Source organism: Streptomyces sp. NPDC057302 (assembly GCF_042667685.1).
Classification (GTDB): domain Bacteria; phylum Actinomycetota; class Actinomycetes; order Streptomycetales; family Streptomycetaceae; genus Streptomyces.
On sequence record NZ_JBHUZJ010000048.1, the window covers coordinates 26,300 to 52,249 of the forward strand.

Genomic DNA, 25,950 nt, shown 5'->3' on the forward strand with positions numbered 1-25,950 from the left:
TGACCTGCGGTGTTGGTTCTGTCCTGACCTGGCGCGAGGGCGGTTGTCGTGAGCTGGCCTTCGCCATTTGGCGTGAGACATCCATGCGTCGTCTTTCTCATTCGAAGTGGCAACTTTCGGGGAACGACCGCGGGACGCTCCCATAGCGGTAGCGGTTCTTCTGGAGGTCGGCCCAGAACCCGAGGCGGGCTCCCGCGTGGCGGGTTCGCAGATCCTGAGCCCATGCGCAGAGCGGGTCCACGCGGCCTCGATCAGTGATAAAACCTTCGCGATCAGCGCCGAGGACTCGGGCGGTGTAGCGGTAGAAGTTGTCGAGGTGGTGGAGCTCGACCATGGCGATGTGACGTCGCCAGTCCGGGTCGGTGAGCACTTGGGCAAGCTGCACCATTTCGGGGAACCTCACCGCTGCTTTGCCGGGGCCGGTAGCGCCGATGGCGGCGCCTCGGGTGTGCCAGCGGTCGAGCAGGGCGGGATGCCTCTGTTCCGTGCCCCAGCGGGTCGTCATGTTCCATGCCTGGAAGAGGGCAGCGGATGCCTTGTCCCGGCCGTAGCGCACGACGAGCTCGTCGTAGTCAGCCTGGGCCGTGGCAATCTCGGGGGCCGCCGCGAGATTGAACTGTGGAGCGCTGCTGATCCACCGGTTGTGTGTGAGGCAGACGCAGCGGTCTCGGTCGCGGTACTCCCATCCGACGGCAGTGGCCGGGCTGTGCCGCAGTGTGCAGTTGCGGCAGGCCAGGACGGGATAGGGGGAGCCGCGAAAGAAGCGGAGGTAAGGATGTTGGTGGGGCAGCGCCACGTATCGGGGTGTGCAGCTCAGCGTGGGAAGGGCCTTGCGGAGTTGGGCGACCGGAGTGCGGGCGAGGATGCCGAGCCGGTCCTGGGCGGGATCGTTGAGGTAGGCATCGCGGTGCAGGACGTGCTTGCCCGGGGTGCAGTCCCCGATCGTGCGGAGCAGCAGCGTGGCGGGGAAGTCGTTCGCGGCGGCCAGCCGGGCGACGAAGGACACGACGGTCTCCTCGGCCATGGGCCGCGCCCGCAGCGGAAGCGGGCGAGCTGGTCTCTCCCAGCGTTTCATCGCCGGTCCTCCTCGGCGGCGGTGTCGAGGACGACGGCTTCGAGGTGCCGTTTGGTGATCTTCTCGGTGCCGTCGGCGATGGCGTCGTTGGCGGCCTCGTAGATCAGTTGGTCAAGGCTGCCGATCATGCCGCTGGTCCGCTTGTGCAGGTAAGACTCGTGCCGCAGGAGGGTCCCGGTGGGGTGGCGGTGCAGTCGGAGGGTGGCCTCCATGGTCATGACCACCCGTTCCCAGTCCTCGCGCTGCTGGGGTGTGTCGTGCTCGAACGGGCCGGTGTGCAGGGTGATGAACCGTCCGGCCAGCTGACGGCCCCGCAGGCCGGAGAACAGGCCGTTCTCGCTGACGTTCACTCCGGCGTAGACGAACGTCGCCTGGATCTGCTCGAAGAGGTATTTGAGCTGGTCGGAGGCGTCCTGACCATTGCGCGTGGTGAGGTCCAGATTGTGGATCTCGTCAACCACAATCAGGCGGCAACAGACCTTGTGGAGCACGGAGATCACGTTATGGGTGATCACCTGCGGGCTCTCGCGGTAGGCGTAGGGCAGGCCCAGGAAGGCGGCCAACTCGACCACGAGGTCGCGGGGCTTCACCGCAGGCGGGGTGACGATGTAGACGACCGGCATGCGCTCGCCGGTGACATCAACGGGCGAACTGCGCTCGACCTTGAGCTGATGGCGTTTGCCGAGCTGGGAAACCGAGGTGGTCTTGCCGGTGCCGGACGGCCCGGACACGATCAGCCCCTTGCGGCCGGTCTGGCGGCGCGTGTTGCGGGCAATCAGCTTCATCCCGGTGGTCGTGATCCCCCGGATCGCCGGGGTGCTGACCAGCAGGAGCTCATCGTGGTAGGCGGTGCGGGCCTGGTCGTAGACATTCCGCTCGACGCGGCTGAGGCCTTGCCATGCCTCTGCTGGCAGCAGCGGGGGCGGCTCGGGCAGGCTCTGTGACATGAACGCGCGCCAACCGTCCAGGCTGGCCAGCGGCGGCATCCCCTCAATGTCCCGGCTCACTGATCGTCCCCTTCCGCGTAGGGGTCGTAGAGCCCGAAGGGAACAACCTCTCCGCCGACCGCTGTCTCGACAGCTACGGCTTCCTCGTCGTCCGGTTCGTCGACGGGAGGCGGGGTCTGCAAGGGAATCGGTAGCCGGTGAGGCATCGCGGTCGCCGCGCGGGCCTTGGCCGTGGCCCGCCTCTCGGGCCCGGGGCCTTCCTCGGCTCGCTTGAGGATGCCCGCCAGGACCACGGCCACCGAGGACTCCTTGGTGGCGTCGACGCCCCGGTGCGCCGCGACCGTGCGGGCATAGCGCCAGGTGAAGTCGGCGAACGGCTGTCTGATCAGCGGGAGCTGGGTCCACTCCGCGGTGATCCAGCCGCCCTTGTGGTGGTCACGAACCCAGATCCGGGTCAGGTCATAGGGGTCGTAATGGATTTCCCAGGCCCCTCGCTGGGCCGTCACTCCGGAGGCTCGCCTGCGGTAGGGGGCGAGCGCGGTGCTGTTGTAGGTGCGGTAGTCGATCTGGACGCCGTAGTCGTTGATGCCCCGCCAGAGCGAGGGCAGCATCTCGATGTAGTCATCACCGGTGGGCGTGACGGGAACGTATCCGGCGGCGGCGACCATCGCGGCGTAAGCCTCGTTCGGCGACAACGGACGGTCAGGCGTGAGTGGATGACGCAGGCCCTCGTGCGGACGCATCTGCCAGCCGGCGACGATCCATTCGTCTAGCAGGTCCTGAAGGTCGGCGACCGGCCAGGCGGCCCGGGTCTCGACGTCGCTCCCGCGGCGGGTGACGTCGCGGCCGGTGTAGCCCGCCAAGTACTGGACGAACAGCGAGTTGATCGAGGAAAAGGTCCGCTCCACCACACCTTTCTCCGCAGGTGAGCGAGGGTGGCAGGGCTGCACCGAGATGCCGAGGGTGCGGCAAGCCCGCAGGAATGTCTCAGACAGATAGACCTTGCCGCGGTCCACCACGATGGTGTCCGGAACGATGACTGGCTTGGCCGCTGTCAGCTCCAGCCGTGTGTCGACGTCGACCAGGCGGCCGTGTGGCATCCGGGACGCGGACATGCGCAACAACGCGTCCCAACCAGGCCGCACCGGCTCCGGAATGACCATGCGGGCGAGCATCAGCGCAGCATCCACCGCCTTCGCTCCGGCCGGGTGCAGCACCGCTGCGCAGATCGTCCGCGTCGCGATGTCAACCGCGATCGTAAGCTCCGTGCGGCCGAGCACCCCATCATCCATCACGGCCATGACGTCCAGCGGCGTGGTGTCGATCTGCACCTGCTCACCCGGTCTCGCCGCGATGGTCGCGGTGAACACCCCGCTGGGCCGGTTGGCGGTCTGACGACGCGTGATGGCCGAGCCGAAGGTGTGCCGACCCGCCGAGAGTGCGTCCACCAACCGGTAGAACGTCGCGCGAGACGGCATCGCCACCCTTCCCTCGCCGTACTCCTCGGCCAGACAACGCTCGACCTGCCGCAGTATCCGGGCCTTCGTGCCCGTCGACGTACCGGTCTGAGCCTCGATCGCCACCACAGCGGCCTGCACAATCCGCGAATCGACGTTCCCCGTCGGCCTCGGCCGCGGCGCATACCGACCATCGACCAGACCCCACAGGCCCTGTTCGCGATAACGCCGACGCATCCGCTGCACTGTCCGCAGTCCGGCCTGCAGCTCGGCGGCCTTCGCCTTCTCTCGCTCTGCCAGAGACTGACAGCCCGGATCGTAGGCGGGGCGGGGAACAGCCCCCTCTGGGGCGTCCGGCGGTAGGCCTGTCTCCACCTCAATCAGATGGCGTTCCCACCGGCAGGCCGTGTCCGCGACACTCTTCGGCAGCCCCTCCAACAGCCCCTGCGAGGTCAGCGGCGCCACCGGCGCCGAGCCGATCACCTCGAAGTCGGCGGCGGCGAACAAGTAGGCCGTCAGAACCACGGACGGCTCCCCAGCAGCGGACAGAAGCCGCACCGTAGTTCCGGCGATGGCCACCACGGTGTGCTCCAGGCCGCCGAAGACCACCCGGTCGCCGACCTTCAACAGCGGGCGACCGCTCATCACTCAGCCTCCCCGACAGTCAGCTGAACCACGCTCCGGTCACCCAGCAGGACCGACAGGTCGGTGACCAACTCCTGACGCCAGAGCAGGTGGAACAGCACCGGCAGCACCGCGATCGGGTCGCCCACTGCCTCGGCCCCCTCCATCAGCAGCCCCGGCCCGGCAAAGAACTCCCGCAGCCGCCCGGCGACTTCGACGCGGAAACACCGCGGATGCCGGTATCCGGCCAGCCATCGCAGGTTCACGGCTTCCACCTGGTCCAGTTCGCCCCACAGGGCGTAACTCCAGCCGACCTCAACGCAGGCCCGCCTGGTCGCGTCGAACTTCGACATGTCCCGCGCGGGCCGCCGCTCTTCGGGCCTGGAGTCCACGAGCAGCACTGACTTATCGGCCCGGCGTACGAAGTAGTCCGGCGCGTGCGAGACCGTCTTGCCCCGCTCGTCCTCCCAGAACAGCCACAACGGCTGCGAGACCAGCGCAGACACCTGCGGATCGAAGTCGAGCGCCATCAAATGGTCGCGCTCCAGCCACGACTCATAGCCGACGTGCGTCCCCAGCGTTGCCGACCAGTACAGGCCTGGATAGTTCCGCTGGCCACGGTACGAGGGGAACTCACGCACCGGACGCCCGTCCTCGAACGGCACCTTCGCCGCCCGGACCAACGGCACCCGGCGCTCCACCCCGTCCCCACCCATGTAGCTCACCTCGAAGCCCCCGAACCTTCCCGGAGCCCCGCCCACCACGCTTCGCAATCGTGCGCTCACCCATTCAGGCTCGCTATGTCAAATGAGACCCGCCACCAATTCGCCAGATCTGACAGGAACTCCGACCGGAGTAGGCGGCATCTCACCCTGGAAGTGACGTGCTTCACGCTTCACGGGAAGGGTGTCATGGGTGACGCGCAGGCCCGCCCTGCCGCCGGAGCCTGCGCGAGGTCATACGCATTCGCCCGCTGTCCCGGCACGGGCGCCACATAGCCTGTCGACCTAGCTCACATGGTCTCTCTAGGCACTCTCATCCTGGACATCTCAGACTCAGGACACGCCGATGCCCCCGACCAGGTAGGCCGGGGGCATCCGGTTCAGATCTCAAAGCAGGGCTCTCAACGCCGTCGCCGACTTCGGCAGACCGTTGCTCTCCAACGACGCGATCACGTCCTGAACCGTCGCGCCCGGGTTCTTCCAGGACTTAGCAATGTCTTGGAGGATCTCGGACACGAGGTGCGAGTCCAGGTCGATCTGGGCTAGGACGAAGTCGTCCGGGTGGACGGCCTGAACATTCCAGGGCTCCAGCCGGTCCGCGGGGAAGTCCGTCAGGTTGGACGTGACGATGACCTCAGCCTTGGAGCGGATCGCGGCCGCGAGGACGTGCCGGTCGTCGGGGTCGGGCAGCTCAAGGATGCCGATGAGCGGCTCGTACCCGGTGACCAGTACGTCCCGGACGGAGCGGGACATCAGATCACGGGTTCGGTCGAGATTATCCGGGTCCAGGTCGGGGCGGTTCTCCTTCAGGTTATCGAAGGCCTCATCGAGGATCTGGTCCGTCCACTTCGCTTGTACCAGCCCTCCCAAGGCGACGCGGATGAGCACGTCACGCAGGGTGCACGGGTAAAGGGCGCATGCGTCGTAGACGGCGGTGAAAGCCATGGCCTAGTACATTCCCATCTCCTGGCCGAGCTGGGTGAGCTCATCGGCTACCGCTCGGCGACGGGTGTCGTCCTGGCGCTGGTACTCCAGCAGGGACGACGCGAGGATTCTGCGGTGGGTTCCAACGGTCCGGTAGTCGATCTGGCCGGACTGGAGTAGTCCGATCAGGTATGGACGGGAGACGTTGAGCATGTCGGCGGCCTGCTGAGTGGTGAGCTCTGCGTCCGACGGCACGACAGACACGGCTCGGCCAGCGCCGAGGTGTGTGAGCAGGTTGGCGAGGAGCACTACTGCCTCGCGGGGCAGCGTGAGCGGCTCGCGGTCGCCGCCGTCCTGAACGGTGACGTTGATCGGGTCTGCTTCCCGGTGCTCGTCTAGGTACGCGCAGACGCGGCGAACGGCGAGGTTGGCAGTGTGCTGCTGGTCGTCCGGAAGACGAACCGGCCGTGTTGCGATCTTGGTCATGATGGTGCGCCCCTTGGTGGTGTGCGGGCGGCGCCAGAGAGAAGTCCGCGGCCGTCTCGTGAGGACGGGTGGGTCCCGCGGGCTGGCGATATGGGTGGGCCGGGGCCGCTCGGAGCCCCTGCAGGAGTTGTTTCTCTGTGTCGAGTTGATCTGTGGTCGTGAATAGCTACCGGTCCCTTACGACACCCAGTATCCGCAATAAATGAAGCAAACGCAACAAACGAAATTGGCAGGAGTGAGAACGGACCCGGACCGGGCACGAAGGAGTCCCAGGCGGCTGCGCACCCGGGGCTTGGCGCCGGTTTTCGTTCCGACGCCCCTTAACCCCCGACCCGCCAGGAGCTGCCACCCCTCGCTCGCCAGATCAGTTGAGAACTCGCCACGCAGCTCGACAGCTCACGTGCACATTCGCCACGTCGACCGAGAACCGACATGCGGCTTTGCCCCGATCGCGGGTTCGCGTTAGTTTTTGCACTGACCAGTCAGTTCAAAAAGAAGAACGCGAGGGGGGACTGTGGACGGGCCAAGCGACGACGAGCGGGGAGTCGCCGTCACAGCACGGGAGTTCGGGCTCGAGGGACCGCGCGGCTGGGCGTTCCGCGGGGTCGGTGTCGAGGCCGGGCCCGGAGCACTGATCGCGGTCGAGGGTCCCTCGGGGTCGGGCCGCACCTGTCTGCTGCTCGCGCTCACCGGACGGATGCGCCCCACCGAGGGCGAGGCGGTCGTGGGCGGCTTCCGGCTGCCCAAGCAGCTCGCCGCGGTGCGCCGGATCAGCGCGCTCGGGCCCGTGCCCGGCGTGACGGATCTGGACCCGGCGCTGACCGTGGCCGAGCATCTGCACGAACGGGCGCTGCTGGAGCGGCGGTTCGGCGGCGCCCTGCGGGGTCTGCTGAGGCCGCGCGCCGAGCGGGCCGCCGAGGCGCGGCTGCGGATCGACACCGCGCTGGCCGCGGCCGGGCTCGACACGGAGTCGCTGCCCAAGGGGCGCCGGACGTCCGTGCGCGACCTGGAGCGCCTGGAGGCGCTGCGGCTCTCCGTGGCCCTGGCCCTGATCGGCCGTCCGCGGCTGCTGGGCGTCGACGACGTCGACCTCAAGCTGTCGGACGCCGAACGGGACCAGGCCTGGGCCCTGTTGAGGTCCATCACGGAGAGCGGCACCACCGTCGTCGCCGTGTGCAACGAGGCGCCCGACGACGCGGTCACCGTGTCCACGGACCGCAAGTCCACCGAGGCTCCGGCCGCATCGACGGACGCCTCATCGGCGGACGCCGACGACAACGACAAGGAGACGGCGGATGCGCTCGCCGAAGCTGGCCGCTCTTGAGCTCAGGCGCTTCGGCAGGGGGAAGCTGCCGCGGATGGCGCTCGTCGCGCTCCTGCTGCTGCCCCTGCTGTACGGCGCGCTGTACCTGTGCTCGTTCTGGGACCCGTACGGCCGTCTCGACCGCATACCCGTGGCGCTCGTCAACGACGACAAGGGAGCCACGGCGGCGGGCAAGAAGCTCGCCGTGGGCGACGGCATCGTCGACGGCCTGGAGGACAGCAAGACGTTCGACTGGCACGAGGTGAGTTCCGCCGAGGCGCGCGAGGGCGTCGAGGACGGGACGTACTACCTGTCCCTGACGATGCCGTCCGACTTCAGCAAGCGCGTCGCGTCGAGTTCGGGGGACTCCCCGGAGACGGGCGCCCTGCGGGTCCGTACGAACGACGCCAACAACTACATCGTCGGGCAGATCTCGCGGACGGTCTTCTCCGAGGTGCGCACGGCCGCCTCCACCAAGGCGTCGCGCTCCTTCCTCGACAAGATCTTCATCTCGTTCTCCGACATCCACGGGGCGACCGCGAAGGCCGCCAAGGGCGCCGACAAGCTCGACAGCGGCATCGGAGAGGCCAAGAAGGGCTCGAAGAAGCTCGTGACCGGCCTCAAGGACGCCAAGAAGGGCAGCAGTGACCTGGCCGGGGGCATCAAGAAGCTCGACAAGGGGGCAGGCGACCTGGAGAGCGGGTCGAAGAAGGTCTCGGACGGCACCCAGAAGCTGGCCGACAAGGTCAACGGCACCGCGGACCAGGTGCGCCCCTTCCTGAAGGACAACGGCAAGACCATCGGGGACACGGCCCAGCTCGTCGCGGACTCCTCCAAGGCGCTGCGCCACAACCTGGACACCTGGGTGAAGCTGGCGCCCGTGGCGGCCGAGGGAGCCAAGAAGGGCTCCGAGACCATCGGCGGCCTCTACAAGGGACGCTGCACGGACCTGCCGGTGCCCGACCCGGCCTGCCCGGAGCTCAAGGAGGCCAAGACCGCCGCCGAGAACGTGTCGACCATCGCGGACGACATGAACACCCTGGTCAAGGATCAGAACAGCGACGTCAAGAAGCTCAAGAAGCAGCTCACCACGCTCCAGAAGAGGTCCCAGGCGCTCGCCGACCGCGCACCGCACCTGAACGAGGACCTGGACAAGGCCGTCACCCAGATCAACGACCTCAACACGGGCGCGGGGAAGGTCACCAAGGGCGCCAAGAAGCTGCACACGGGCCTCGGCACCGCCAAGACGGGCGCCACGGACCTCGACACGGGCGTCGGCAAGCTCAAGACGGGCGCGAGCCACCTCAAGGGCGGCATGTTCAAGCTGGCCGACGGCTCCGAGAAGCTGTCCGGCGGGCTGCACGACGGCGTCAAGAAGATCCCCGACTACGACAAGAAGGACCGCGACCAGCGCACCGACGTCATGGCCGACCCGGTCCAGCTCGCCTCGCAGTCGATGCACAAGGCGCCCAACTACGGCACGGGCTTCGCCCCGTACTTCATCCCGCTGTCCCTGTGGGTCGGCGCGATGGTGGCGTACATGCTGATCCAGCCGCTCAACCGGCGTGCGCTGGCCGCCGGTGCCTCCTCCTGGCGGATCGCCTTCGCGGGCTGGCTGCCGGTCGCCGCCCTCGGCGTGCTCCAGACGGCGGCCCTGATGTCCGTCCTGCACTGGAGCCTGGGCCTGCAGATGGCGCACGCGGCCGGGACGGTGGGCTTCCTCTCCCTGGTGACCTGCTGCTTCGCGGCGATCGTGCAGTGGCTGAACGCGCGCTTCGGGGCGGCGGGGCGGATCCTCGTCCTGGCGGCCCTGATGCTCCAGCTGACCTCGGCGGGCGGCACCTATCCCGTCCAGACGAGTCCGTCGTTCTTCGGCGCGATCCACCCCTTCTTGCCGATGAGTTACGTCGTCGACGCCCTGCGCAGGCTCATCACGGGCGGCGGTCTCGGCCCCGTCTGGCAGGCGTGCGTGGTCCTCACGGCCTTCACGGCGGGCGCCCTGGCGCTCACCGCGCTCTCCGCGCGCCGCAAGCAGGTGTGGACCCTGGACCGGCTGCACCCGGAGCTGAGCCTGTGAGACCCGGAACCGAGCCTGTACGAGCGCCAAGACCTGTGAGAATCAGGCCCATGGACAGCAGCGCAACCAGCACCCGGCGTGAGGCCACCCGGCAGAAGCTCTACGAAGCGGCCGTCACCCTCATCGCGGAGCAGGGCTTCTCGGCCACGACGGTCGACGAGATCGCCGAGCGGGCCGGGGTCGCGAAAGGCACGGTCTACTACAACTTCGCGAGCAAGTCGGTGCTCTTCGAAGAGCTGCTGCGGCACGGCGTCGGGCTGCTCACCGCCTCCTTGAAGGAGGCGGCCGAGAAGGCGGCGGGCAGTGACGGCAGGCAGGTGGACGCGCTCGACGCGATGATCCGGGCGGGCCTGGTCTTCATCGACCGCTACCCGGCCTTCACCCAGCTCTACGTCGCCGAGCTGTGGCGCACCAACCGCGCCTGGCAGTCCACCCTGATGGTGGTCAGGCAGCAGGCGGTCGCCGTCGTCGAGGACGTCCTGCGCGCAGGCGTCGAGAACGGCGAGCTCAGCGAGGAGATCGACATCCCGCTGACGGCCGCCGCGCTCGTCGGGATGGTCCTGGTGGCCGCGCTCGACTGGCAGGCCTTCCAGCCGGAGCGCTCCCTCGACGACGTGCACTCGGCGCTCTCGCGGCTGTTGCAGGGCCGGGTGAGCGGCGGGCGCTGAGCCGCCCCGAAGCCGCGTACGAAACCGAAGCCGCATACGAAAAAGAAGCGCCGGTCCGGAGCCGCCTGATCGCCAGGCGGCGCCGGACCGGCGCTTCTCTTGTTCCCCCGCGGTCCCCCGCATTCCCCCGTTCGGCCCCCCGGGTGGTCATCCCCAGGTCGCCGTCCGTCACCCCCGTGCCTCGCTCCCACCTTCGGTGGGGTGGGAGGAGCGGCCAAGGGCGCCGCGCCGTTCCGCCGCCCCGTGTCGGCGGTACGGGCGCTGCGCCCTTCTCCGTGTCCCTCACTCTTTCGTCTTCGCAGGTCGGGACCTATCCGCGCTGGTACTCATCTCCATTACTAGGTACGGATACTCAGACCTGGGTGCTCAACCCCAGGCCGGGTCGTTCCCAACTGGTTACGATCGCGTCCGTGTCCGTACTCCCCCTGGTCTTCACCAGCGGCTGGGCGAGCGGGATCAACGCGTACGCCGTTGTCCTGCTGCTCGGTGTCTTCGGCGCGACCGGGATCACCGACGAGGTTCCCGAGTCGCTGCAACGTCCTGATGTGCTGATCGTCGCCGGGATCCTCTTCGCCTGCGAGGCCGTCGCCGACAAGATCCCCTACGTGGACTCGGTGTGGGACACGGCGCACACCGTGATCCGGCCGGTGTCCGGCGCCGTGGTGGGTGCGCTGCTCGCGGGCCAGAGCGGTTCGCTCCCCGATCTGGCCGCGGGAGCCGTGGGCGGTTCGACGGCGCTGGCGAGCCACTTCGTGAAGGCCGGGACGCGGATGGCGATCAACACCTCGCCCGAGCCCTTCAGCAACGTCATCGTGAGCACGGCGGAGGATCTCGGGGTCGGCGGGATCGTCACCTTCGCGATGTTCTATCCGGAGGCGGCGGCGATCATCGCGGCCGTGCTGCTGGTGCTCGGCCTGATCCTGTTGTACTTCCTGATCTCGCGGATCCGGCGGTTCTGGCGGCGCAGGGCCCAGCGCCGCGAGGAGAAGCAGCTCGCGGCGCACGCGGGACGGCCACCGGACTGAGGGCTCCCGGCGTGACTGTCAGTGGTGGCCGATAAGGTCCCTGGCATGGCACGGATTGTGGTGATCGGCGCAGGGATGGGCGCGATGGCGGCCGCCGCCCGGCTGGCCGTCGCGGGCCACCGGGTGGTGGTGCACGAGCGGTCGGGTTCGTACGGCGGCGCGCTCGGCAGCCTCGAGCGTGACGGCTTCGTCTTCGACACGGGCCCCGCTCTCCTGCATCTCCCCGCCGTCTATCGCGACCTGTTCGTCAAGACGGGCAAGGAGCCGCTGGACAAGTGCGTCGAGCTGTCCCAGGTGGAGCCCGCCGTGCGGCACGTCTTCGCGGACGGCACGGCGGCCGATCTGCCGAACGCCTCACGCGCGGGCGTCGGCGAGGCCCTCGACGCGGCGCTCGGCAGCGGCGCGGGCGCCGACTGGTCGGCGTACATGAACCGCGCCCGGGAGGCCTGGGACCGCACCCGCCGCCCCCTCCTGGAAGAGCCCCTCTGGCCGAACTGGCAGGTGCTCGCCGACCGTGAGCCCTACCCCTCGGTGCCGCACAAGCGCCTGCTGCGGCGCGAGCGGCGCGCGAGCACCCTCACCGAGGTCGGCGAGCTCGAACTGGGCGGCGACGCACGGCTCCTGGCGCTCCTCGAGCAGTACGCCCTCGCGCACGGCCTCGACCCCCGGGCGACGCCGGCCAGCGCGGCCGTCCTGCCCTACCTGGAGCACACCTTCGGCGCCTGGTCCGTGCGCGGCGGAATGCGCGCGCTCGCGCGGGCCGTGTACGAGCGGTGCCTGGCCCGGCGGGTCGAGTTCGCGTTCGACTCCCCCGTCACCCGGATCGTCGAGAAGGACGGCCGCGTGGCGGGCGTCGAGCTCGCGGACGGGACGGCGTGCGAAGCGGACTTCGTGGTCGCCGGTGTCGCGCCCGGCGCACTGGACGGCTTGCTGTCCAGTGTATCCGGCATGCCCGGCGGATCCGGTGTGAACATACGGGCGGAGGGTGAGGTGCGGGCCCGTTCCGGACTGCCCAGCCGCCTGATGGTCTTCCTGGCGCTGACCGGCGCACGGCCGCAGGGGACGCCGCATCGGACGGTGCAGCACACCCCCGACCGCCAGGACGAGCTGAACCGCCTCTTCGGGGACGGTCCCGGGCTGCCGAGCGCCCCCACCCTCACGGTGCTGCGCCCGGGCGACCCGGCGCTCACGCCCGACGCCGGGCACGAGGCGGTCACGCTGACGGTGACGGTGCCCGCGCACACGGAGATCACCGAGGCGGACGTGGAGCGGTTGCTCGACCGTGCCGACGCCGTGGTGCCCGGCCTGCGCCGGCGGCTGCTGTGGCACGAGGTCCGCACCCCCGCCGACATCGCGCAGGCCACCGGCGCCGACGGCGGCGCGGTCCCGCCCCCGTCCCTCGCGGCCGGCGATGGGCGGCTGCTCCACCCGGCCAACAGCACGCGCCTGCCGGGTCTTTTCGCGGTCGGCGGCTGGGCGCACCCGGGCGGCGGTCTGCCGCACGCGGGCATGTCGGGCACGCTGGTCGCGGGGCTGATCGTGGAGGGGCCGGACTTCCGGGGCTCGCAGTGAGCTGAGCCGAGCAGCGGGGACAGGAATCCGCGGCGACGGAAACCGTCGCCACGGGCCTCCGGATCAGTACCGGTACTGCTCGTTGTACCCCGCGTCGTATCCGTTCTCCTGGGCCTGCTCGCCCTGGTACGGATAGGGCTGCTCCGGCGGGAGTTCGCCGCCGTACTGGCCGTAGGGGTCCTCGACACTGCGCTGCTGGGGCACCCAGACCCCGCCGGGCGGCGTCTCGTTGTAGGCCTCGGCCCCGGCGCCGTAGGGATCGGCGGCGGGATAGGGCGCGTACTGCTGCTGGTCGCCGTACGTGTCGTAGCTCTGCTGGCCGCCGTACGTCTGCGTCCCGATGTACGGGTCGGAGTACGCGGCGTACTGCTGCTGACCCGTCTCGCCGTACGCGTACGGCTGCTGGGGGTCGTAGCCCGCGGTGGCGTACGTGTCGTAGCCGTAGCCGCTGTCGGCCGAGGCGGACTGCTGCTGCTCGTACGCCGCGTCGCTGTAGACGCCGTACTGCCCGGTGTCGTCGGGCAGCGGCTCCGGCGCGTAGACCCCGGTGCCGGGAGCGGTCTCGGGCGGCGGCCCCGCCGGGCCCGCCGCCTCGTACTCGAGGTCGGATACCTGGAGGACCGGCTCCTGGGCCTCGCCGCCCCGCTGCGTCGTCTTGCGGCGCTTGCTCAGGCCCGGCTGGCCGCCGAGCGCCCAGCCGGTGGAGAAGCCGCGGCGGAACGACAGCGTCACGTACGTCTGTCCCGTGGCGAAGGCGATCGCGCCGATCCCGATGACCACCACCGACGGCAGCAGCACGCCGACGACCACACCGAGGAAGCCGCCGAAGGCGAGCAGCCGCCAGCGCAGCCGCGCCTTGTACTGCAGCAGCACCTCGCCGAGCAGCCACAGCGCGACGCATCCGAACGCGATGTAGAGGACCGTCCAGCCCATGTACGCCCCTCTCCCCGCGGCCGCCGCCCCCAGGGGTACGGCCGGTCAGGCCTGCGGGTGATGCAGGCCCAGATTCTCGTAGATTTCCAGAGTCGCCGTGGAGTTGTTGAGCGTGATGAAGTGCAGCCCCGGGACACCCTCGGCCAGCAACCGCGCGCAGAACTCCGTCGCGAACTCGATGCCAATGGAGCGTACAGCCGCCGGATCGTCTTTGGCTGTGAGGATGCGCTCTTTGAGAGCCGGAGGGAAGGAAGCGTTGCTGAGCTGGGGCAGCCGCTCCAGCATGCGCACGTTCGTCACCGGCATGATCTCCGGGATGATCGGCGTCGAACAGCCCGCGGCCTCGACCCGGTCGCGAAGACGCAGATACTCCTCCGGGTAGAAGAACATCTGTGTGATCGCGTAGTCGGCGCCCGCGCGGCACTTGTCGACGAAGTGCCGGACGTCGGTGTCCCAGTCGGCCGAGCGCGGATGCATCGCGGGGAAGGCCGCGACGCCCACGCAGAAGTCGCCCGACTCCTTGATCAGCTGGACCAGTTCGGCGGCGTACTCAAGGCCCTTGGGGTGCTTGACCCAGTCGGCGAGGGGATCGCCGGGCGGATCGCCGCGGACCGCGAGCATGTTCCTGATGCCCGCGTCCGCGTACTGCCCGATGATGTTGCGCAGTTCCGCCACGGAGTGGTCGACCGCGGTCAGGTGGGCGACCGGCGTGAGCGTCGAGTCGGCGACGATCTGCTCCGTCTCCTTGACCGTGCCCGCACGCGTCGAGCCGCCCGCTCCGTACGTCACGGAGACGAAACTGGGGGCCACCGCCTCGACCCGGCGCAGGGCGTTCCACAGGTTCCGCTCGCCCTTCTCGGTCTTGGGCGCCGAGAACTCGAACGAATACGTCGTCTTGCCGGTCGCGAGCATGTCGCGCACGGTGCGTGCGCGATCAGATCGGGTGGAAGCAGTGCCTAGGGCCATACGGGCAGGTTAGCGACGGGGTGCCGCCAGCGGCCAATCCCCGTCCAACCTGCGGACAGCCTCCCCGAAGGTTGGCCGAAGATCGCCGATCAGGCCGTACGCAGGCGCTTCGCGAAGTCGGCGGCGGCGGCCGCCGGATCGTCCGCCTCGGTGATCGCCCGTACGACGACGACGCGGCGGGCGCCCGCTTCGAGCACCTCGTCGAGGTTGCCCGCGTCGATGCCGCCGATGGCGAACCACGGGCGGTCCGTGCCGAGCGACGCCGTGTACCGGACCAGGTCGAGTCCGGGGGCGTGCCGGCCCGGCTTGGTGGGGGTCGGCCAGCAGGGTCCGGTGCAGAAGTAGTCCACGCCGTCCTGTGTCGCCGCGGCGGCGGCCTCGGCGTCGGCGTGCGTGGAACGGCCGATGAGGACGTCGTCGCCCAGGAGGCGGCGGGCCGCGGGCACCGGCAGGTCGCCCTGGCCCAGGTGCAGGACGTCGGCGCCGATGGCGTGCGCGACGTCCGCGCGGTCGTTCACCGCGAGGAGCTTGCCGTGCCGGCGGGCGGCGTCGGCGAAGACCTGGAGGTGGTCGAGCTCCTCGGCCGCCTCCATGCCCTTGTCCCGCAGCTGCACGATGTCGACACCGCCACCGCCACCGAGGACGGCGTCGAGGAACTCCGGGAGGTCTCCCTGGCGCTTGCGGGCGTCCACGCACAGATAGAGGCGGGCGTCCGCGAGCTGCTCGCGGGCAGGCTTGGTGGCCATGAAGAGGTCCCCCCGGGGTGTCGGTGGCCTACGGGCCGCGTGTCCCCGGGGGACGCGCGGCCCGCACGCAACGGTTTTCCGTGTCGGTCAGACGGCGAGCGCCTGGGCGCGGCGCTTCACCTCCGTGCCGCGATTCTCGCTCAGAGCCTGCGCGGGGGTGCCGGGCAGGGTCTCGTCGGGAGTGAAGAGCCACTCCAGCATTTCTTCGTCGGAGAAGCCGTCGTCCCGCAGGAGCGTCAGGGTGCCGGTGAGGCCCTTGACGATCTTGTCGCCGTCGATGAAGGCGGACGGCACCGCGAGCGCGCGGTTCTCACCACGGCGCACGGCGATCAGCTGGCCTTCCTTGACCAGCTGGCGCACACGCGTCACCTCGACGTCGAGCATTTCTGCGATGTCGGGGAGGTGCAGCCACTCGGGGACGAGAGCATCAGTCTTTGCGTCAATCTCGGTCACGGGGTCAAGCGTATCTCCGGCCACTGACAGCGGCCGGGCAGCGGGTCCCCTCGCTGACGGCAGCGCCTACGGGAGCACGGCCTTCTTCAGCGGTACCGCGGGGTCCGAGGCCGTCTCCGGGGAGAGGCGGGCGCCCGCCTCGATCAGCTTGCGGCCCTGCGCCAGGTCCCTGGGCCGGCCCACCGCGAGTACGGCGACCAGGGCGCCCCGGCGGAGCCAGCACACAGTCCAGGCGGCGCCCGAGGGGTCGCCGCGCCACACGAGCTCGTCGGCGGACGCGTGGTGTCCCGCGTACTGGACGAAGCGGCCGAACTGCTCGGACCAGAAGTACGGGACGGGGTCGTACGCCGAAGGGGTCTCGCCGATGATGTTCGCCGCCACCGTGCGCGGGCCCTGGAGCGCGTTGTCCCAGTGGTGCACGAGGAGGCGCTCGCCATACCTTCCCGAAGGGAAGGAGGAGCAGTCGCCGACCGCGTACACGTCGGGGTGGGACGTCCGCAGGTGGTCGTCGGCCAGGACCTCCCGGTGGGCGCCCAGGGTGATGCCGGAGTCCGCGAGCCAGTCCGTGGCGGGGCGTGCGCCGATGCCGACGACGACCGCGTCCGCGGGCAGCCGGGTGCCGTCGTCAAGGAGGACGCTGCCGGGCTCGACGCGCTCCACGCGCGCGCTGGTGCGCAGTTCGGCGCCGGAATCGGCGTACCAGGACGTCATCGGCGCCGCGACCTCCGCGGGCAGCGCCCCGGCCAGCGGTCGCTCGGCGGCCTCGACGACGGTGACCGAGCAGCCCGCCTCACGTGCGGCGGTCGCGAACTCGGCGCCGATCCAGCCCGCGCCGACGACCACGATGCGGTGCTGCTCGGCGAGCACGGGCCGCAGCCGCTCGGCGTCGTCGAGGGTGCGCAGCAGATGGACACCGGGGACTCCCGAGGAGCCGGGCAGCAGGATCGGCTGGGCGCCGGTGGCGATGACGAGGGTGTCGTAGGGCACCGGGCCCGACGCGGTGTCCAGCGCGTGGTCCGCGGGGCGCACGCCCGTGACCTCGTGGCCCAGGCTCAGTTCGATGCCGAGCGCCTCGAAGTCGATGTCGAAGGCGGAGCCCTCCGCCTTGCCGAGCAGCACGGCCTTGGACAGCGGCGGCCTGTCGTACGGCTGATGGGGTTCCGCTCCGATCAGGGTGACCGCACCGGCGAACCCCTGCTCGCGCAGGGCCACGGCGGTCTGTACCCCTGCCATCCCCGCGCCGACGACGACTACGCGCCGCTCTGCCTGCCTCCGCTGCTCGCTCACCCGATCACTCTAGGGCGGCGGGTGACGCGCCCCGCAGAGCGCTACGGGGAGATCTATGACACACCGTCACGGCGCATACCCGGACAGCTCCCCTACTGCCCCCGGACACCAGGGGCTAGGGTGGCGGATGCAGAACACTCGCGGGAGCCCGGACGCACCGGGCTGAGAGGGAGGCTGGACGGCCTCCGACCGTACGAACCTGATCCGGGTCATGCCGGCGAAGGGAGGGGCTGGACGCCCATGCATTCACGTACACCACCCCATGGGGCGACGGGGCCGACCGACGTCCTTGTCGTCGGGGGCGGCATCATCGGCCTGGTCACGGCCTGGCGGGCGGCCCAGCGCGGTCTGTCCACCGCGGTCGTGGACCCCGAACCGGGCGGCGGCGCGGCGCAGGTCGCCGCGGGCATGCTGGCCGCCGTCACCGAGCTGCACTACGGCGAGCAGACGCTGCTCGGCCTCAATCTGGCGTCGGCGCAGCGCTATCCCGCGTTCGTGGCCGAGCTGGCGGAGGCCAGCGGTCGCGATCTCGGCTACCGCGCGTGCGGCACGCTCGCCGTCGCGCTCGACTCCGACGACCGCGCCCACCTGCGCGAACTGCACGCCCTCCAGGAGCGGTCGGGGCTCACGTCCGAGTGGCTGAGCGGGCGCGAGTGCCGCCGCCTCGAACCGATGCTCGCGCCTGGCGTCCGCGGCGGCCTCCGGGTGGACGGCGATCACCAGGTCGACCCGCGCAGGCTCGCGGCGGCGCTGCTCGTGGCCTGCGAGCGGGCGGGAGTGGTCTTCCACCGTGTGTGGGCGGAGCGCCTGACGGTCGCCGGAGACCGGGCCACCGGCATCGTCCTCACCGACGGCACCGCCCTGGAGGCCGGCCAGACCGTGCTCGCGGCGGGCAGCCTCAGCGGGCGCCTCGCCGGGGTCCCCGAGGGCGTCCTGCCTCCCGTGCGTCCCGTGAAGGGGCAGGTGCTGCGGCTCACGGTGCCGAAGCGGTACGCGCCGTTCCTGAGCCGCACCGTGCGCGCCGTCGTGCGCGGCAGCCACGTCTATCTGGTGCCGCGCGAGAACGGCGAGCTCGTCGTCGGCGCGACCAGCGAGGAGCTCGGCTGGGACACGACGGTCACCGCGGGCGGCGTGTATGAGCTGCTCCGGGACGCCCACGAGCTCGTACCGGGCATCACGGAACTGCCGCTGACCGAGACCCGCGCGGGCCTGCGCCCCGGCTCCCCCGACAACGCGCCGCTGCTCGGCCCGAGCGCGCTGTCCGGCCTCCAGCTGGCCACCGGCCACTACCGCAACGGCGTCCTGCTGACGCCCATCACCGGTGACGTCATGGCGCACGCCCTGACCACCGGTGAACTGCCCGACGAGGCGCGGGGGTTCACCCCCCGGCGCTTCACCGGCAGTCCCCTCACGAAGCGCTTCATGGAGCAGCCCGCATGACTCTCTCAGCCGTAACAGCCGTCTCCGTCAACGGAGAGGCGCGCGACGTGGCCGCGGGCACCACCCTCGAAGCCCTCGTCGCCACCCTCACCGCGGCCCCGTCCGGGGTCGCCGCCGCGCTCAACGAAACCGTCGTGCCGCGCACCCGGTGGTCCACCACCGCGCTCACCGAAGGGGACCGCGTCGAGGTCCTCACCGCGGTCCAGGGAGGCTGAACCGACATGGCAGACGACCCCTTCCTCATCGGCGGGCTCACCCTCTCCTCGCGTCTGATCATGGGTACGGGCGGTGCGCCGAGCCTGGACGTCCTGGAGCGTTCCCTCGTCGCCTCCGGCACGGAGCTGACGACGGTCGCGATGCGCCGCCTCGATCCCGGTGTGCAGGGCTCGGTGCTCTCCGTCCTGGAGCGGCTGGGCATCCGGGTCCTGCCGAACACGGCGGGCTGCTTCACCGCGGGCGAGGCCGTCCTGACCGCCCGGCTCGCGCGGGAGGCGCTCGGCACCGACCTGGTCAAGCTGGAGGTCATCGCGGACGAGCGGACGCTGCTGCCCGACCCGATCGAGCTCATCGACGCCGCCGAGACCCTGGTCGACGACGGCTTCACGGTCCTTCCGTACACGAACGACGACCCGGTGCTCGCCCGCAAGCTGGAGGACGTGGGCTGCGCGGCGATCATGCCGCTCGGCTCCCCCATCGGCTCCGGGCTCGGCATCCGCAACCCGCACAACTTCCAGCTGATCGTGGAGCACGCACGCGTGCCGGTGATTCTGGACGCGGGGGCGGGAACGGCGTCCGACGCGGCGCTCGCGATGGAACTGGGGTGCGCGGGTGTGATGCTCGCCTCCGCCGTGACCCGGGCGCAGGAGCCGGTCCTCATGGCCGAGGGCATGCGGCACGGGGTCGAGGCGGGGCGGCTCGCGTACCGGGCCGGGCGGATCCCCAGGCGGCACTTCGCCGAGGCCTCCTCGCCAGCGGAGGGGATGGCCCGGCTCGATCCGGAGCGGCCCGCCTTCTGAGCGTCGCGCGCCTGTTACAGCTCGGCTGCAGTCCCGGTCCGAGCCGGACCGGGCGGGCAACCCTGTCAGCGGTGGCTCGTAGACTCCCTTCGTGGACACGACCCTTCAGGACCCGCTCCTCGGGCAGGTGCTCGACGGCCGCTATCGCGTGGACGGGCGGATCGCGGTCGGCGGGATGGCCACGGTCTACCGGGCCGTGGACACCCGCCTCGACCGCGTGCTCGCGCTCAAGGTGATGCACCCGACGCTGGCCGCCGACGTCTCGTTCGTCGACCGCTTCATCCGCGAGGCGAAGTCGATCGCCCGGCTCTCGCACCCGAACGTGGTGGGGGTGTACGACCAGGGCGCCGACGGTGCGTACGTCTATCTCGCGATGGAGTACGTGGCCGGTTGCACCCTGCGTGACGTGCTCCGCGAGCGCGGCGCCCTGCAGCCGCGCGCGGCCCTCGACATCCTGGAGCCGGTCCTCGCCGCGCTCGGCGCCGCGCACCGCGCGGGGTTCGTGCACCGCGACATGAAGCCGGAGAACGTCCTCATAGGGGATGACGGCCGGGTCAAGGTCGCCGACTTCGGGCTCGTGCGCGCGGTGGACACCGTCACGAACACGACGGGCACGGTCCTTGGCACGGTCTCCTATCTCGCCCCCGAGCAGATAGAGCACGGCACGGCCGACACACGCGTGGACGTGTACGCGTGCGGGGTCGTGCTCTACGAAATGCTGACCGGCGCCAAGCCGCACTCCGGTGAGTCGCCCGCCCAGGTGCTCTACCAGCACCTCCACGAGGACGTGCCGCCGCCGTCCGCGGTGGTTCCGGGACTCGCCGTCGAGCTCGACGACCTGGTCGCGTCCGCCACCGCCCGCACGCCCGACGTCCGCCCGCACGACGCGGTGGCGCTCCTCGGGCAGGCCAGGGACGCGCGGGCCGCGCTCTCCCTGGAGCAGCTGGACGCGGTGCCGCCGCAGGCGCACAGCACCGGACACGACAACGCCGACGACCGTACGAGCGTGATTCCGCGCTCGGCGCGGTCCGTGCAGCTGCCGCTGCCCACGGACGGCGATCAGGGCCCCGAGGACCGGCGCGACCGCGAGGACCAGCTCAACCGCACCAGCATCCTGGCGACACCGCCGCCCGCTCCACCGGCCGCCCCCGACCGCAGGCGGCGGCCCAACCCGCGCCGCGGCGTCCTGGCGATCGTCGCCGCCGTCCTTCTCGCGCTCGGTCTCGGCGCGGGCGTCTGGTACATCAATTCCGGCCAGTTCACCAAGGTCCCGCCGCTCCTGGCGAAGACCGAGTCAGCGGCCAAGAAGCGGCTCGGCGAGGCCGGACTCGACGTGAAGGACGTCAAGCGCGCGTACAGCGACACCGACAAGCGGGGCACGGTCATGGCCACCAACCCCGGGGCGGGCGAGCGCATCCGTGACAACGGCAGCGTGACGCTGACCATCTCCAGGGGCCCCGAGATCGTGAAGGTCCCCGACCTCTCGGGTACCTCCCTGGCGGAGGCCAAGGACAAACTCAAGGATGCCGGGCTCGCACCCGGGATGACGAACAAGGCCTTCAGCGAGGAGATCCGCAAGGGCTCCGTGATCGGTACGGACCCGAAGTCGGGCACCAAGCGCAAGGCGGGCTCCGCCATCACGCTCACCGTCAGCAAGGGCCCCGAGGTCGAGGTCCCCGACGTCACCGGCGACTCCCAGGCCGACGCGACCTCCGACCTGGAGGACGCGGGCCTCAAGGTCAAGATCGAGCAGAAGCGGGTCCACTCCGACGAGGACAAGGGCACCGTCGTCGACCAGTCCCCCCGGGAGGGCCAGAAGCGGCTCGCCGAGGGCGACACGGTCACGCTGACGCTCTCCAAGGGCCCGGAGATGATCGAGGTCCCGGACGTCGAGGGCATGAGCGTCGACGAGGCCACGCAGGAGCTGGAGGCCGAGGGCTTCGACGTCGACGAGGACCGCGGCATCCTCGGCATCTTCGGGGACACGGTCAAGGGCCAGTCGGTGGACGGCGGCGACAAGGCGCCCAAGGGGTCCACGATCACCATCGAGATCCGCTGAGCCCGGCCGGGGCCCTGCCGCCCCGGCCGGTCCGGCGGCAGGGCGCCCCCGCGCCCATGCCACCCTTGAACGCGTGAGCAGCGACAAGTCCCCCAGCACCGTGGCCCAGAGCCTCGCCTCCCGCAATCCCGTCGGCGGCCATGTCCCCGTGGCCGGCGGTCTCGCCTCCGTAGGGCTTTCGTATGCCAGGGAGCTCGGCGCCGAGGCCGTCCAGGTCTTCGTGGCCAATCCGCGCGGCTGGGCGACCCCGCCCGGCAACCCGAAGCAGGACGAAGCGTTCCGCGCGGCCTGCGCCGCCGAGAACATTCCGGCGTACGTCCACGCGCCCTACCTCATCAACTTCGGCTCGCACACCGAGGCGACCGCCGAGAAGTCGGTGGAGTCCCTGCGCCACTCGCTGCGCCGGGGCCGCGAGATCGGCGCGCTCGGCGTCGTCGTGCACACCGGCTCGGCGACCGGCGGCCGGGACCGCGCCGTCGCGCTGCGCCAGGTGCGCGAGCGGCTGCTGCCGCTGCTGGACGAGCTGACGCACGAGGACGACCCCTTCCTCCTCCTGGAGTCGACCGCGGGCCAGGGCTTCTCGCTCTGCTCCCGCACCTGGGACTTCGGCCCGTACTTCGAGGCGCTGGACGCCCATCCGAAGCTGGGCGTGTGCCTGGACACCTGCCACATCTTCGCGGCGGGCCACGATCTGACCGGCCCGAGCGGCATGAAGCAGACCCTCGACCTGCTGGTCGACACGGTGGGCGAGGGCCGCCTGAAGCTGGTGCACGCCAACGACTCCAAGGACGTGGTCGGCGCCCACAAGGACCGCCACGAGAACATCGGCACCGGCCACATCGGCGAGGAGCCCTTCCGCGAGCTGATGCTGCACCCCGCCACCGAGAACGTACCGCTGATCATCGAGACGCCCGGCGGCAAGGAAGGGCACGCGGCGGACGTGGCGCGCCTGAAGGAGCTCAGGAGCATCTGAGCGCCCTGGGGCGGCGGCGGGACTAGAGCTCGGGGCCGTCCCCGGGCTCTTCCTGGTAGGAGTAGCGCTGCTCGGTCCAGGGGTCGCCGACGTTGTGATAGCCGCGCTCCTCCCAGAAGCCGCGGCGGTCGGCGGTCATGTACTCGACACCGCGGACCCACTTGGGGCCCTTCCAGGCATACAGATGGGGCACCACGAGCCGCAGCGGAAACCCGTGCTCCGCGGTCAGCAGCTCGCCCCCTTTGTGGGTGGCGAAGATCGCGCGCTCGTCCATGAAGTCGGCCATGCGCAGATTCGAGCTGAAGCCGTACTCGGCCCAGACCATCACGTGTGTGGCGTCGGGCGCGGGCGGCGCGATCTCCAGCAGCGCCCGCGCGGACACACCGCCCCATTCGGCGCCGAGCATGCTGAACTTCGTGACGCAGTGCAGATCACCGGTCACGGTGGCGTACGGAAGGGCCGAGAACTCCTCGTGCGTCCAGCAGTGCTTGTCGCCGTCGGCGGTGGCCCCGAAGACCCTGAACTCCCACCGCTCCGGGCGGAACTTCGGCACCGGGCCGTAGTGCGTGACCGGCCAGCCCCGCTGGAGCCGCTGCCCCGGTGGAAGCTCCGGCTCCACTGCTCCCCGTGATGCGCGATCCGCCGGCTGACCCATGTCTACATCCTGACAGACCGGGGAAGGTGGACGTGACCAGGAGGCCGCCGACAGGCGCCGACCGGACGCTGATTGGGGCAACTCCTACTAAGCGTGCACTTACTGGACGGCCTCTCGCACCGGTGCAAGGATGCGCGGAACCTGCCCAGTTACCACGTGGAAGGAGCCTCTGCGATGCAGGGCGACCCCGAGGTCATCGAATTTCTCAACGAGCAGCTGACCGCCGAACTCACGGCGATCAACCAGTACTTTCTCCACGCCAAGATGCAGGAGAACTTCGGCTGGCCCAAGCTCGCGAAGTACACCCGGTCCGAGTCGATCGACGAGATGAAGCACGCGGAGATCCTGACCGACCGGATTCTCTTCCTCGACGGCCTGCCCAATTATCAGCGGCTCTTCCACGTGCGCGTGGGGCAGACCGTCACGGAGATGTTCCAGGCCGACCGGCAGATCGAGGCGGAGGCGATCGACCGCCTCAGGCGCGGCATCGAGGTGATGCGCGGCAAGGGAGACGTCACTTCCGCGAATATCTTCGAGTCGATCCTCGCGGACGAGGAGCACCACGTCGACTATCTCGACACCCAGCTCGAACTGGTCGAGAAGCTGGGCGAGCCGCTCTACATCTCGCAGCTCATCGAGCAGCCGGAGAGCTAGGCGGCCTCGTCCAGGCCCGTGAGGACGGGCGCACCCTGGTCGGCCAGCTCCCTGCGGGGGCACGTGCCCCGGCCCAGGAGCGCCTGAATGCTGCGTACACACGAACCGCAGTCGGTGCCCGCCTTGCTGGCGGACGCTATCTGGCGGGGTGTGCAGGCACCGTCCGCCGCGTGCTTCTTCACCTGCGCCTCGGTCACTCCGAAGCAGTTGCAGACGTACACGCGGTTCACCTCCCGGGCAGGATTCATCGGCGGCGCCGTCCCGATTAATCGGTGAGGCTAACCTAACCTTACCCACGACCCCGGGTCCACAAAAGCCCCGATACGCCGGTGGGGCACGGATCACATGGATCCGTGCCCCACCGCCGCGTCTTTCGGGAATATCTACTGGTCGCGGTACATCTCCGCCACCAGGAAGGCCAGGTCCAGGGACTGGCTGCGGTTCAGGCGCGGGTCGCAGGCCGTCTCGTAGCGCTGGTGCAGGTCGTCGACGAAGATCTCGTCGCCGCCGCCCACGCACTCGGTGACGTCGTCACCGGTGAGCTCGACGTGGATGCCGCCCGGGTGCGTGCCCAGGCCCTTGTGGACCTCGAAGAAGCCCTTGACCTCGTCGAGCACGTCGTCGAAGCGGCGGGTCTTGTGACCCGATGCCGCCTCGAAGGTGTTGCCGTGCATCGGGTCGGTGACCCAGGCGACGGTCGCGCCGGAGGCCGTGACCTTCTCGACCAGCTCGGGGAGCTTGTCCCGGACCTTGTCGGCGCCCATGCGGACGATGAAGGTGAGGCGGCCGGGCTCGCGGTCCGGGTCGAGGCGCTCGATGTACTGCAGCGCCTCCTCCGCGGTCGTCGTCGGGCCGAGCTTGATGCCGATCGGGTTGCGCACCTTGGAGGCGAACTCGATGTGCGCGCCGTCCAGTTGACGGGTGCGCTCACCGATCCAGACCATGTGGCCCGAGGTGTCGTAGAGCCGCCCGGTGCGCGAGTCCACGCGGGTGAGGGCCGACTCGTAGTCCAGGAGCAGCGCCTCGTGCGAGGCGAAGAACTCGACGGTCTTGAACTCCTCCGGGTCCGTCCCGCAGGCGCGCATGAAGTTGAGCGCGTTGTCGATCTCGCGCGCCAGCTGTTCGTAGCGCTGGCCCGAGGGGGACGACTTCACGAAGTCCTGGTTCCAGGCGTGGACCTGGCGCAGGTCCGCGTACCCGCCGGTGGTGAAGGCGCGGACCAGGTTGAGCGTGGAGGCGGACGCGTTGTACATCCGCTTCAGGCGCTCGGGGTCCGGGATGCGGGACTTCTCGTCGAAGTCGAAGCCGTTGACCGAGTCGCCGCGGTAGGTCGGCAGGGTCACGCCGTCGCGGGTCTCGGTGCCCTTGGAGCGCGGCTTCGAGTACTGCCCGGCGATGCGGCCGACCTTCACCACGGGCACGGAGGCCGCGTACGTCAGGACGGCGCCCATCTGGAGCAGCGTCTTCAGCTTGTTGCGGATCTGGTCGGCCGACACGGCGTCGAAAGCCTCGGCGCAGTCGCCGCCCTGAAGCAGGAACGCCTCGCCCTTGGCGACGGAAGCCAGTCGGGCGCGCAGCTGGTCGCACTCGCCCGCGAAGACGAGCGGCGGATACGACTCGAGCTCCGCGATCACATCGCGCAGAGCCTCGGCATCGGGGTACTCGGGCTGCTGCGCCGCGGGAAGGTCTCGCCAGGTGTTGCCACCGGTAGGGGTGGTCTTAGCGTTCACGGTCACCCGCACAACATTACGGGGTGATGTCCGCCGTCCATCCCCCCGCTCACCAAGTGAGACGGACCAGACACGGGGTGATGCGCTAGGGTGCGGGACATGCACGCGCAGACGACCCGAAACTGGTGGTGGCCCGCTCATCCGGCGGCCCACTGATT

26 protein-coding genes and 1 riboswitch are annotated in these 25,950 nt (G+C 70.1%); of the genes, 12 read left to right on the forward strand and 14 right to left on the reverse strand.

Annotated elements, in window-relative coordinates:
* Window positions 1–97 precede the first annotated feature (97 nt).
* From ACFUPX_RS28410 to ACFUPX_RS28435, 6 genes are all read right to left on the reverse strand, one after another.
* Window positions 98–1,075: a hypothetical protein gene (locus ACFUPX_RS28410; protein ID WP_383328624.1), complete on the reverse strand. Its 978-nt coding sequence runs from the start codon at window positions 1,073–1,075 to the stop codon at window positions 98–100.
* Window positions 1,072–2,082, reverse strand: a complete 1,011-nt coding sequence (locus ACFUPX_RS28415) for a TniB family NTP-binding protein (protein WP_383328627.1) — start codon at window positions 2,080–2,082, stop codon at window positions 1,072–1,074. Before ACFUPX_RS28415 ends, ACFUPX_RS28410 begins: the two co-directional genes overlap by 4 nt.
* Window positions 2,079–4,124 carry a Mu transposase C-terminal domain-containing protein gene (locus ACFUPX_RS28420; protein WP_383328630.1) on the reverse strand — a complete coding sequence of 682 codons (2,046 nt, stop codon included), beginning with the start codon at window positions 4,122–4,124 and terminating at the stop codon, window positions 2,079–2,081. Before ACFUPX_RS28420 ends, ACFUPX_RS28415 begins: the two co-directional genes overlap by 4 nt.
* Window positions 4,124–4,819 carry a TnsA-like heteromeric transposase endonuclease subunit gene (locus ACFUPX_RS28425; RefSeq protein WP_383328633.1) on the reverse strand — a complete coding sequence of 232 codons (696 nt, stop codon included), beginning with the start codon at window positions 4,817–4,819 and terminating at the stop codon, window positions 4,124–4,126. Before ACFUPX_RS28425 ends, ACFUPX_RS28420 begins: the two co-directional genes overlap by 1 nt.
* Before the next feature lie 393 nt (window positions 4,820–5,212).
* Entirely contained in the window at window positions 5,213–5,770 is a 558-nt protein-coding gene (locus ACFUPX_RS28430; RefSeq protein WP_383328636.1) for a PIN domain-containing protein, read from the reverse strand.
* A gap of 3 nt (window positions 5,771–5,773) precedes the next feature.
* Window positions 5,774–6,235: a helix-turn-helix domain-containing protein gene (locus ACFUPX_RS28435; protein WP_383328638.1), complete on the reverse strand. Its 462-nt coding sequence runs from the start codon at window positions 6,233–6,235 to the stop codon at window positions 5,774–5,776.
* A 514-nt stretch (window positions 6,236–6,749) separates the two neighbouring features.
* On the opposite strand from ACFUPX_RS28435, the gene ACFUPX_RS28440 reads away from it, so the two are divergent.
* From ACFUPX_RS28440 to ACFUPX_RS28460, 5 genes are all read left to right on the forward strand, one after another.
* Window positions 6,750–7,559, forward strand: a complete 810-nt coding sequence (locus tag ACFUPX_RS28440; protein ID WP_383328641.1) for an ATP-binding cassette domain-containing protein — start codon at window positions 6,750–6,752, stop codon at window positions 7,557–7,559.
* Window positions 7,531–9,615: a YhgE/Pip family protein gene (locus ACFUPX_RS28445; RefSeq protein ID WP_383328644.1), complete on the forward strand. Its 2,085-nt coding sequence runs from the start codon at window positions 7,531–7,533 to the stop codon at window positions 9,613–9,615. Before ACFUPX_RS28440 ends, ACFUPX_RS28445 begins: the two co-directional genes overlap by 29 nt.
* Window positions 9,616–9,665: 50 nt before the next feature.
* On the forward strand, window positions 9,666–10,283 hold the full coding sequence (locus ACFUPX_RS28450) for a TetR/AcrR family transcriptional regulator (RefSeq protein ID WP_383328647.1): 618 nt from the start codon (window positions 9,666–9,668) through the stop codon (window positions 10,281–10,283).
* A 410-nt stretch (window positions 10,284–10,693) separates the two neighbouring features.
* Window positions 10,694–11,308 (forward strand): DUF4126 domain-containing protein, encoded by a 615-nt coding sequence (locus tag ACFUPX_RS28455; RefSeq protein ID WP_383328650.1) that lies wholly within the window; start codon window positions 10,694–10,696, stop codon window positions 11,306–11,308.
* A 45-nt stretch (window positions 11,309–11,353) separates the two neighbouring features.
* Window positions 11,354–12,880: a phytoene desaturase family protein gene (locus tag ACFUPX_RS28460; RefSeq protein WP_383328653.1), complete on the forward strand. Its 1,527-nt coding sequence runs from the start codon at window positions 11,354–11,356 to the stop codon at window positions 12,878–12,880.
* Window positions 12,881–12,943: 63 nt separating this feature from the next.
* Here ACFUPX_RS28460 and ACFUPX_RS28465 read toward each other — a convergent pair whose 3' ends face one another.
* From ACFUPX_RS28465 to ACFUPX_RS28485, 5 genes are all read right to left on the reverse strand, one after another.
* Entirely contained in the window at window positions 12,944–13,813 is an 870-nt protein-coding gene (locus tag ACFUPX_RS28465; protein WP_383328656.1) for a hypothetical protein, read from the reverse strand.
* Window positions 13,814–13,858: 45 nt separating this feature from the next.
* Complete coding sequence (gene metF / locus ACFUPX_RS28470) at window positions 13,859–14,779, reverse strand: methylenetetrahydrofolate reductase [NAD(P)H] (protein ID WP_383328659.1); 921 nt, start codon at window positions 14,777–14,779, stop codon at window positions 13,859–13,861.
* An 89-nt stretch (window positions 14,780–14,868) separates the two neighbouring features.
* The gene (thiE, locus tag ACFUPX_RS28475) at window positions 14,869–15,525 is read right to left on the reverse strand and encodes a thiamine phosphate synthase (RefSeq protein WP_383328662.1); all 657 of its coding nucleotides are present in this window, start codon (window positions 15,523–15,525) and stop codon (window positions 14,869–14,871) included.
* Window positions 15,526–15,612: 87 nt separating this feature from the next.
* Window positions 15,613–15,978, reverse strand: a complete 366-nt coding sequence (locus tag ACFUPX_RS28480; RefSeq protein WP_383328664.1) for an Rv2175c family DNA-binding protein — start codon at window positions 15,976–15,978, stop codon at window positions 15,613–15,615.
* 66 nt (window positions 15,979–16,044) lie between these two features.
* Window positions 16,045–17,211, reverse strand: a complete 1,167-nt coding sequence (locus ACFUPX_RS28485; RefSeq protein ID WP_383328730.1) for an NAD(P)/FAD-dependent oxidoreductase — start codon at window positions 17,209–17,211, stop codon at window positions 16,045–16,047.
* 184 nt (window positions 17,212–17,395) lie between these two features.
* A riboswitch (TPP riboswitch) is annotated at window positions 17,396–17,508 on the forward strand.
* On the opposite strand from ACFUPX_RS28485, the gene thiO reads away from it, so the two are divergent.
* The 5 genes from thiO (at window position 17,506) to ACFUPX_RS28510 (ending at window position 22,753) form a co-directional block, all read left to right on the forward strand.
* Window positions 17,506–18,705, forward strand: coding sequence for a glycine oxidase ThiO (gene thiO / locus ACFUPX_RS28490; RefSeq protein ID WP_383328667.1), 1,200 nt, complete (start codon window positions 17,506–17,508; stop codon window positions 18,703–18,705). (Overlaps the previous riboswitch by 3 nt.)
* On the forward strand, window positions 18,702–18,920 hold the full coding sequence (thiS, locus tag ACFUPX_RS28495) for a sulfur carrier protein ThiS (RefSeq protein WP_383328670.1): 219 nt from the start codon (window positions 18,702–18,704) through the stop codon (window positions 18,918–18,920). The genes thiO and thiS overlap by 4 nt, the downstream gene beginning before the upstream one ends.
* Before the next feature lie 6 nt (window positions 18,921–18,926).
* Window positions 18,927–19,721, forward strand: coding sequence for a thiazole synthase (locus ACFUPX_RS28500; protein ID WP_383328673.1), 795 nt, complete (start codon window positions 18,927–18,929; stop codon window positions 19,719–19,721).
* A 91-nt stretch (window positions 19,722–19,812) separates the two neighbouring features.
* On the forward strand, window positions 19,813–21,780 hold the full coding sequence (pknB, locus tag ACFUPX_RS28505; RefSeq protein ID WP_383328676.1) for a Stk1 family PASTA domain-containing Ser/Thr kinase: 1,968 nt from the start codon (window positions 19,813–19,815) through the stop codon (window positions 21,778–21,780).
* Window positions 21,781–21,853: 73 nt separating this feature from the next.
* A complete protein-coding gene (locus ACFUPX_RS28510) occupies window positions 21,854–22,753 on the forward strand; it encodes a deoxyribonuclease IV (protein ID WP_383328679.1) in 900 nt (299 codons plus the stop codon).
* Between the two features lie 22 nt (window positions 22,754–22,775).
* Here ACFUPX_RS28510 and ACFUPX_RS28515 read toward each other — a convergent pair whose 3' ends face one another.
* Window positions 22,776–23,408: a sulfite oxidase-like oxidoreductase gene (locus tag ACFUPX_RS28515; RefSeq protein ID WP_383328682.1), complete on the reverse strand. Its 633-nt coding sequence runs from the start codon at window positions 23,406–23,408 to the stop codon at window positions 22,776–22,778.
* 174 nt (window positions 23,409–23,582) lie between these two features.
* Here ACFUPX_RS28515 and bfr point away from each other — a divergent pair, with 174 nt between their 5' ends.
* Window positions 23,583–24,062 (forward strand): bacterioferritin, encoded by a 480-nt coding sequence (gene bfr, locus ACFUPX_RS28520; RefSeq protein WP_383328685.1) that lies wholly within the window; start codon window positions 23,583–23,585, stop codon window positions 24,060–24,062.
* Here bfr and ACFUPX_RS28525 read toward each other — a convergent pair.
* Both ACFUPX_RS28525 and ACFUPX_RS28530 read right to left on the reverse strand, forming a co-directional pair.
* A complete protein-coding gene (locus ACFUPX_RS28525; RefSeq protein WP_383328687.1) occupies window positions 24,059–24,310 on the reverse strand; it encodes a bacterioferritin-associated ferredoxin in 252 nt (83 codons plus the stop codon). The two genes, bfr and ACFUPX_RS28525, sit on opposite strands and share 4 nt — an antisense overlap.
* A 135-nt stretch (window positions 24,311–24,445) precedes the next feature.
* Window positions 24,446–25,798: a class II 3-deoxy-7-phosphoheptulonate synthase gene (locus ACFUPX_RS28530; RefSeq protein ID WP_383328690.1), complete on the reverse strand. Its 1,353-nt coding sequence runs from the start codon at window positions 25,796–25,798 to the stop codon at window positions 24,446–24,448.
* Between the two features lie 93 nt (window positions 25,799–25,891).
* On the opposite strand from ACFUPX_RS28530, the gene ACFUPX_RS28535 reads away from it, so the two are divergent.
* The gene (locus ACFUPX_RS28535) at window positions 25,892–25,948 is read left to right on the forward strand and encodes a trp operon leader peptide (protein WP_351162541.1); all 57 of its coding nucleotides are present in this window, start codon (window positions 25,892–25,894) and stop codon (window positions 25,946–25,948) included.
* The last annotated feature ends 2 nt before the right edge of the window (window positions 25,949–25,950 follow it).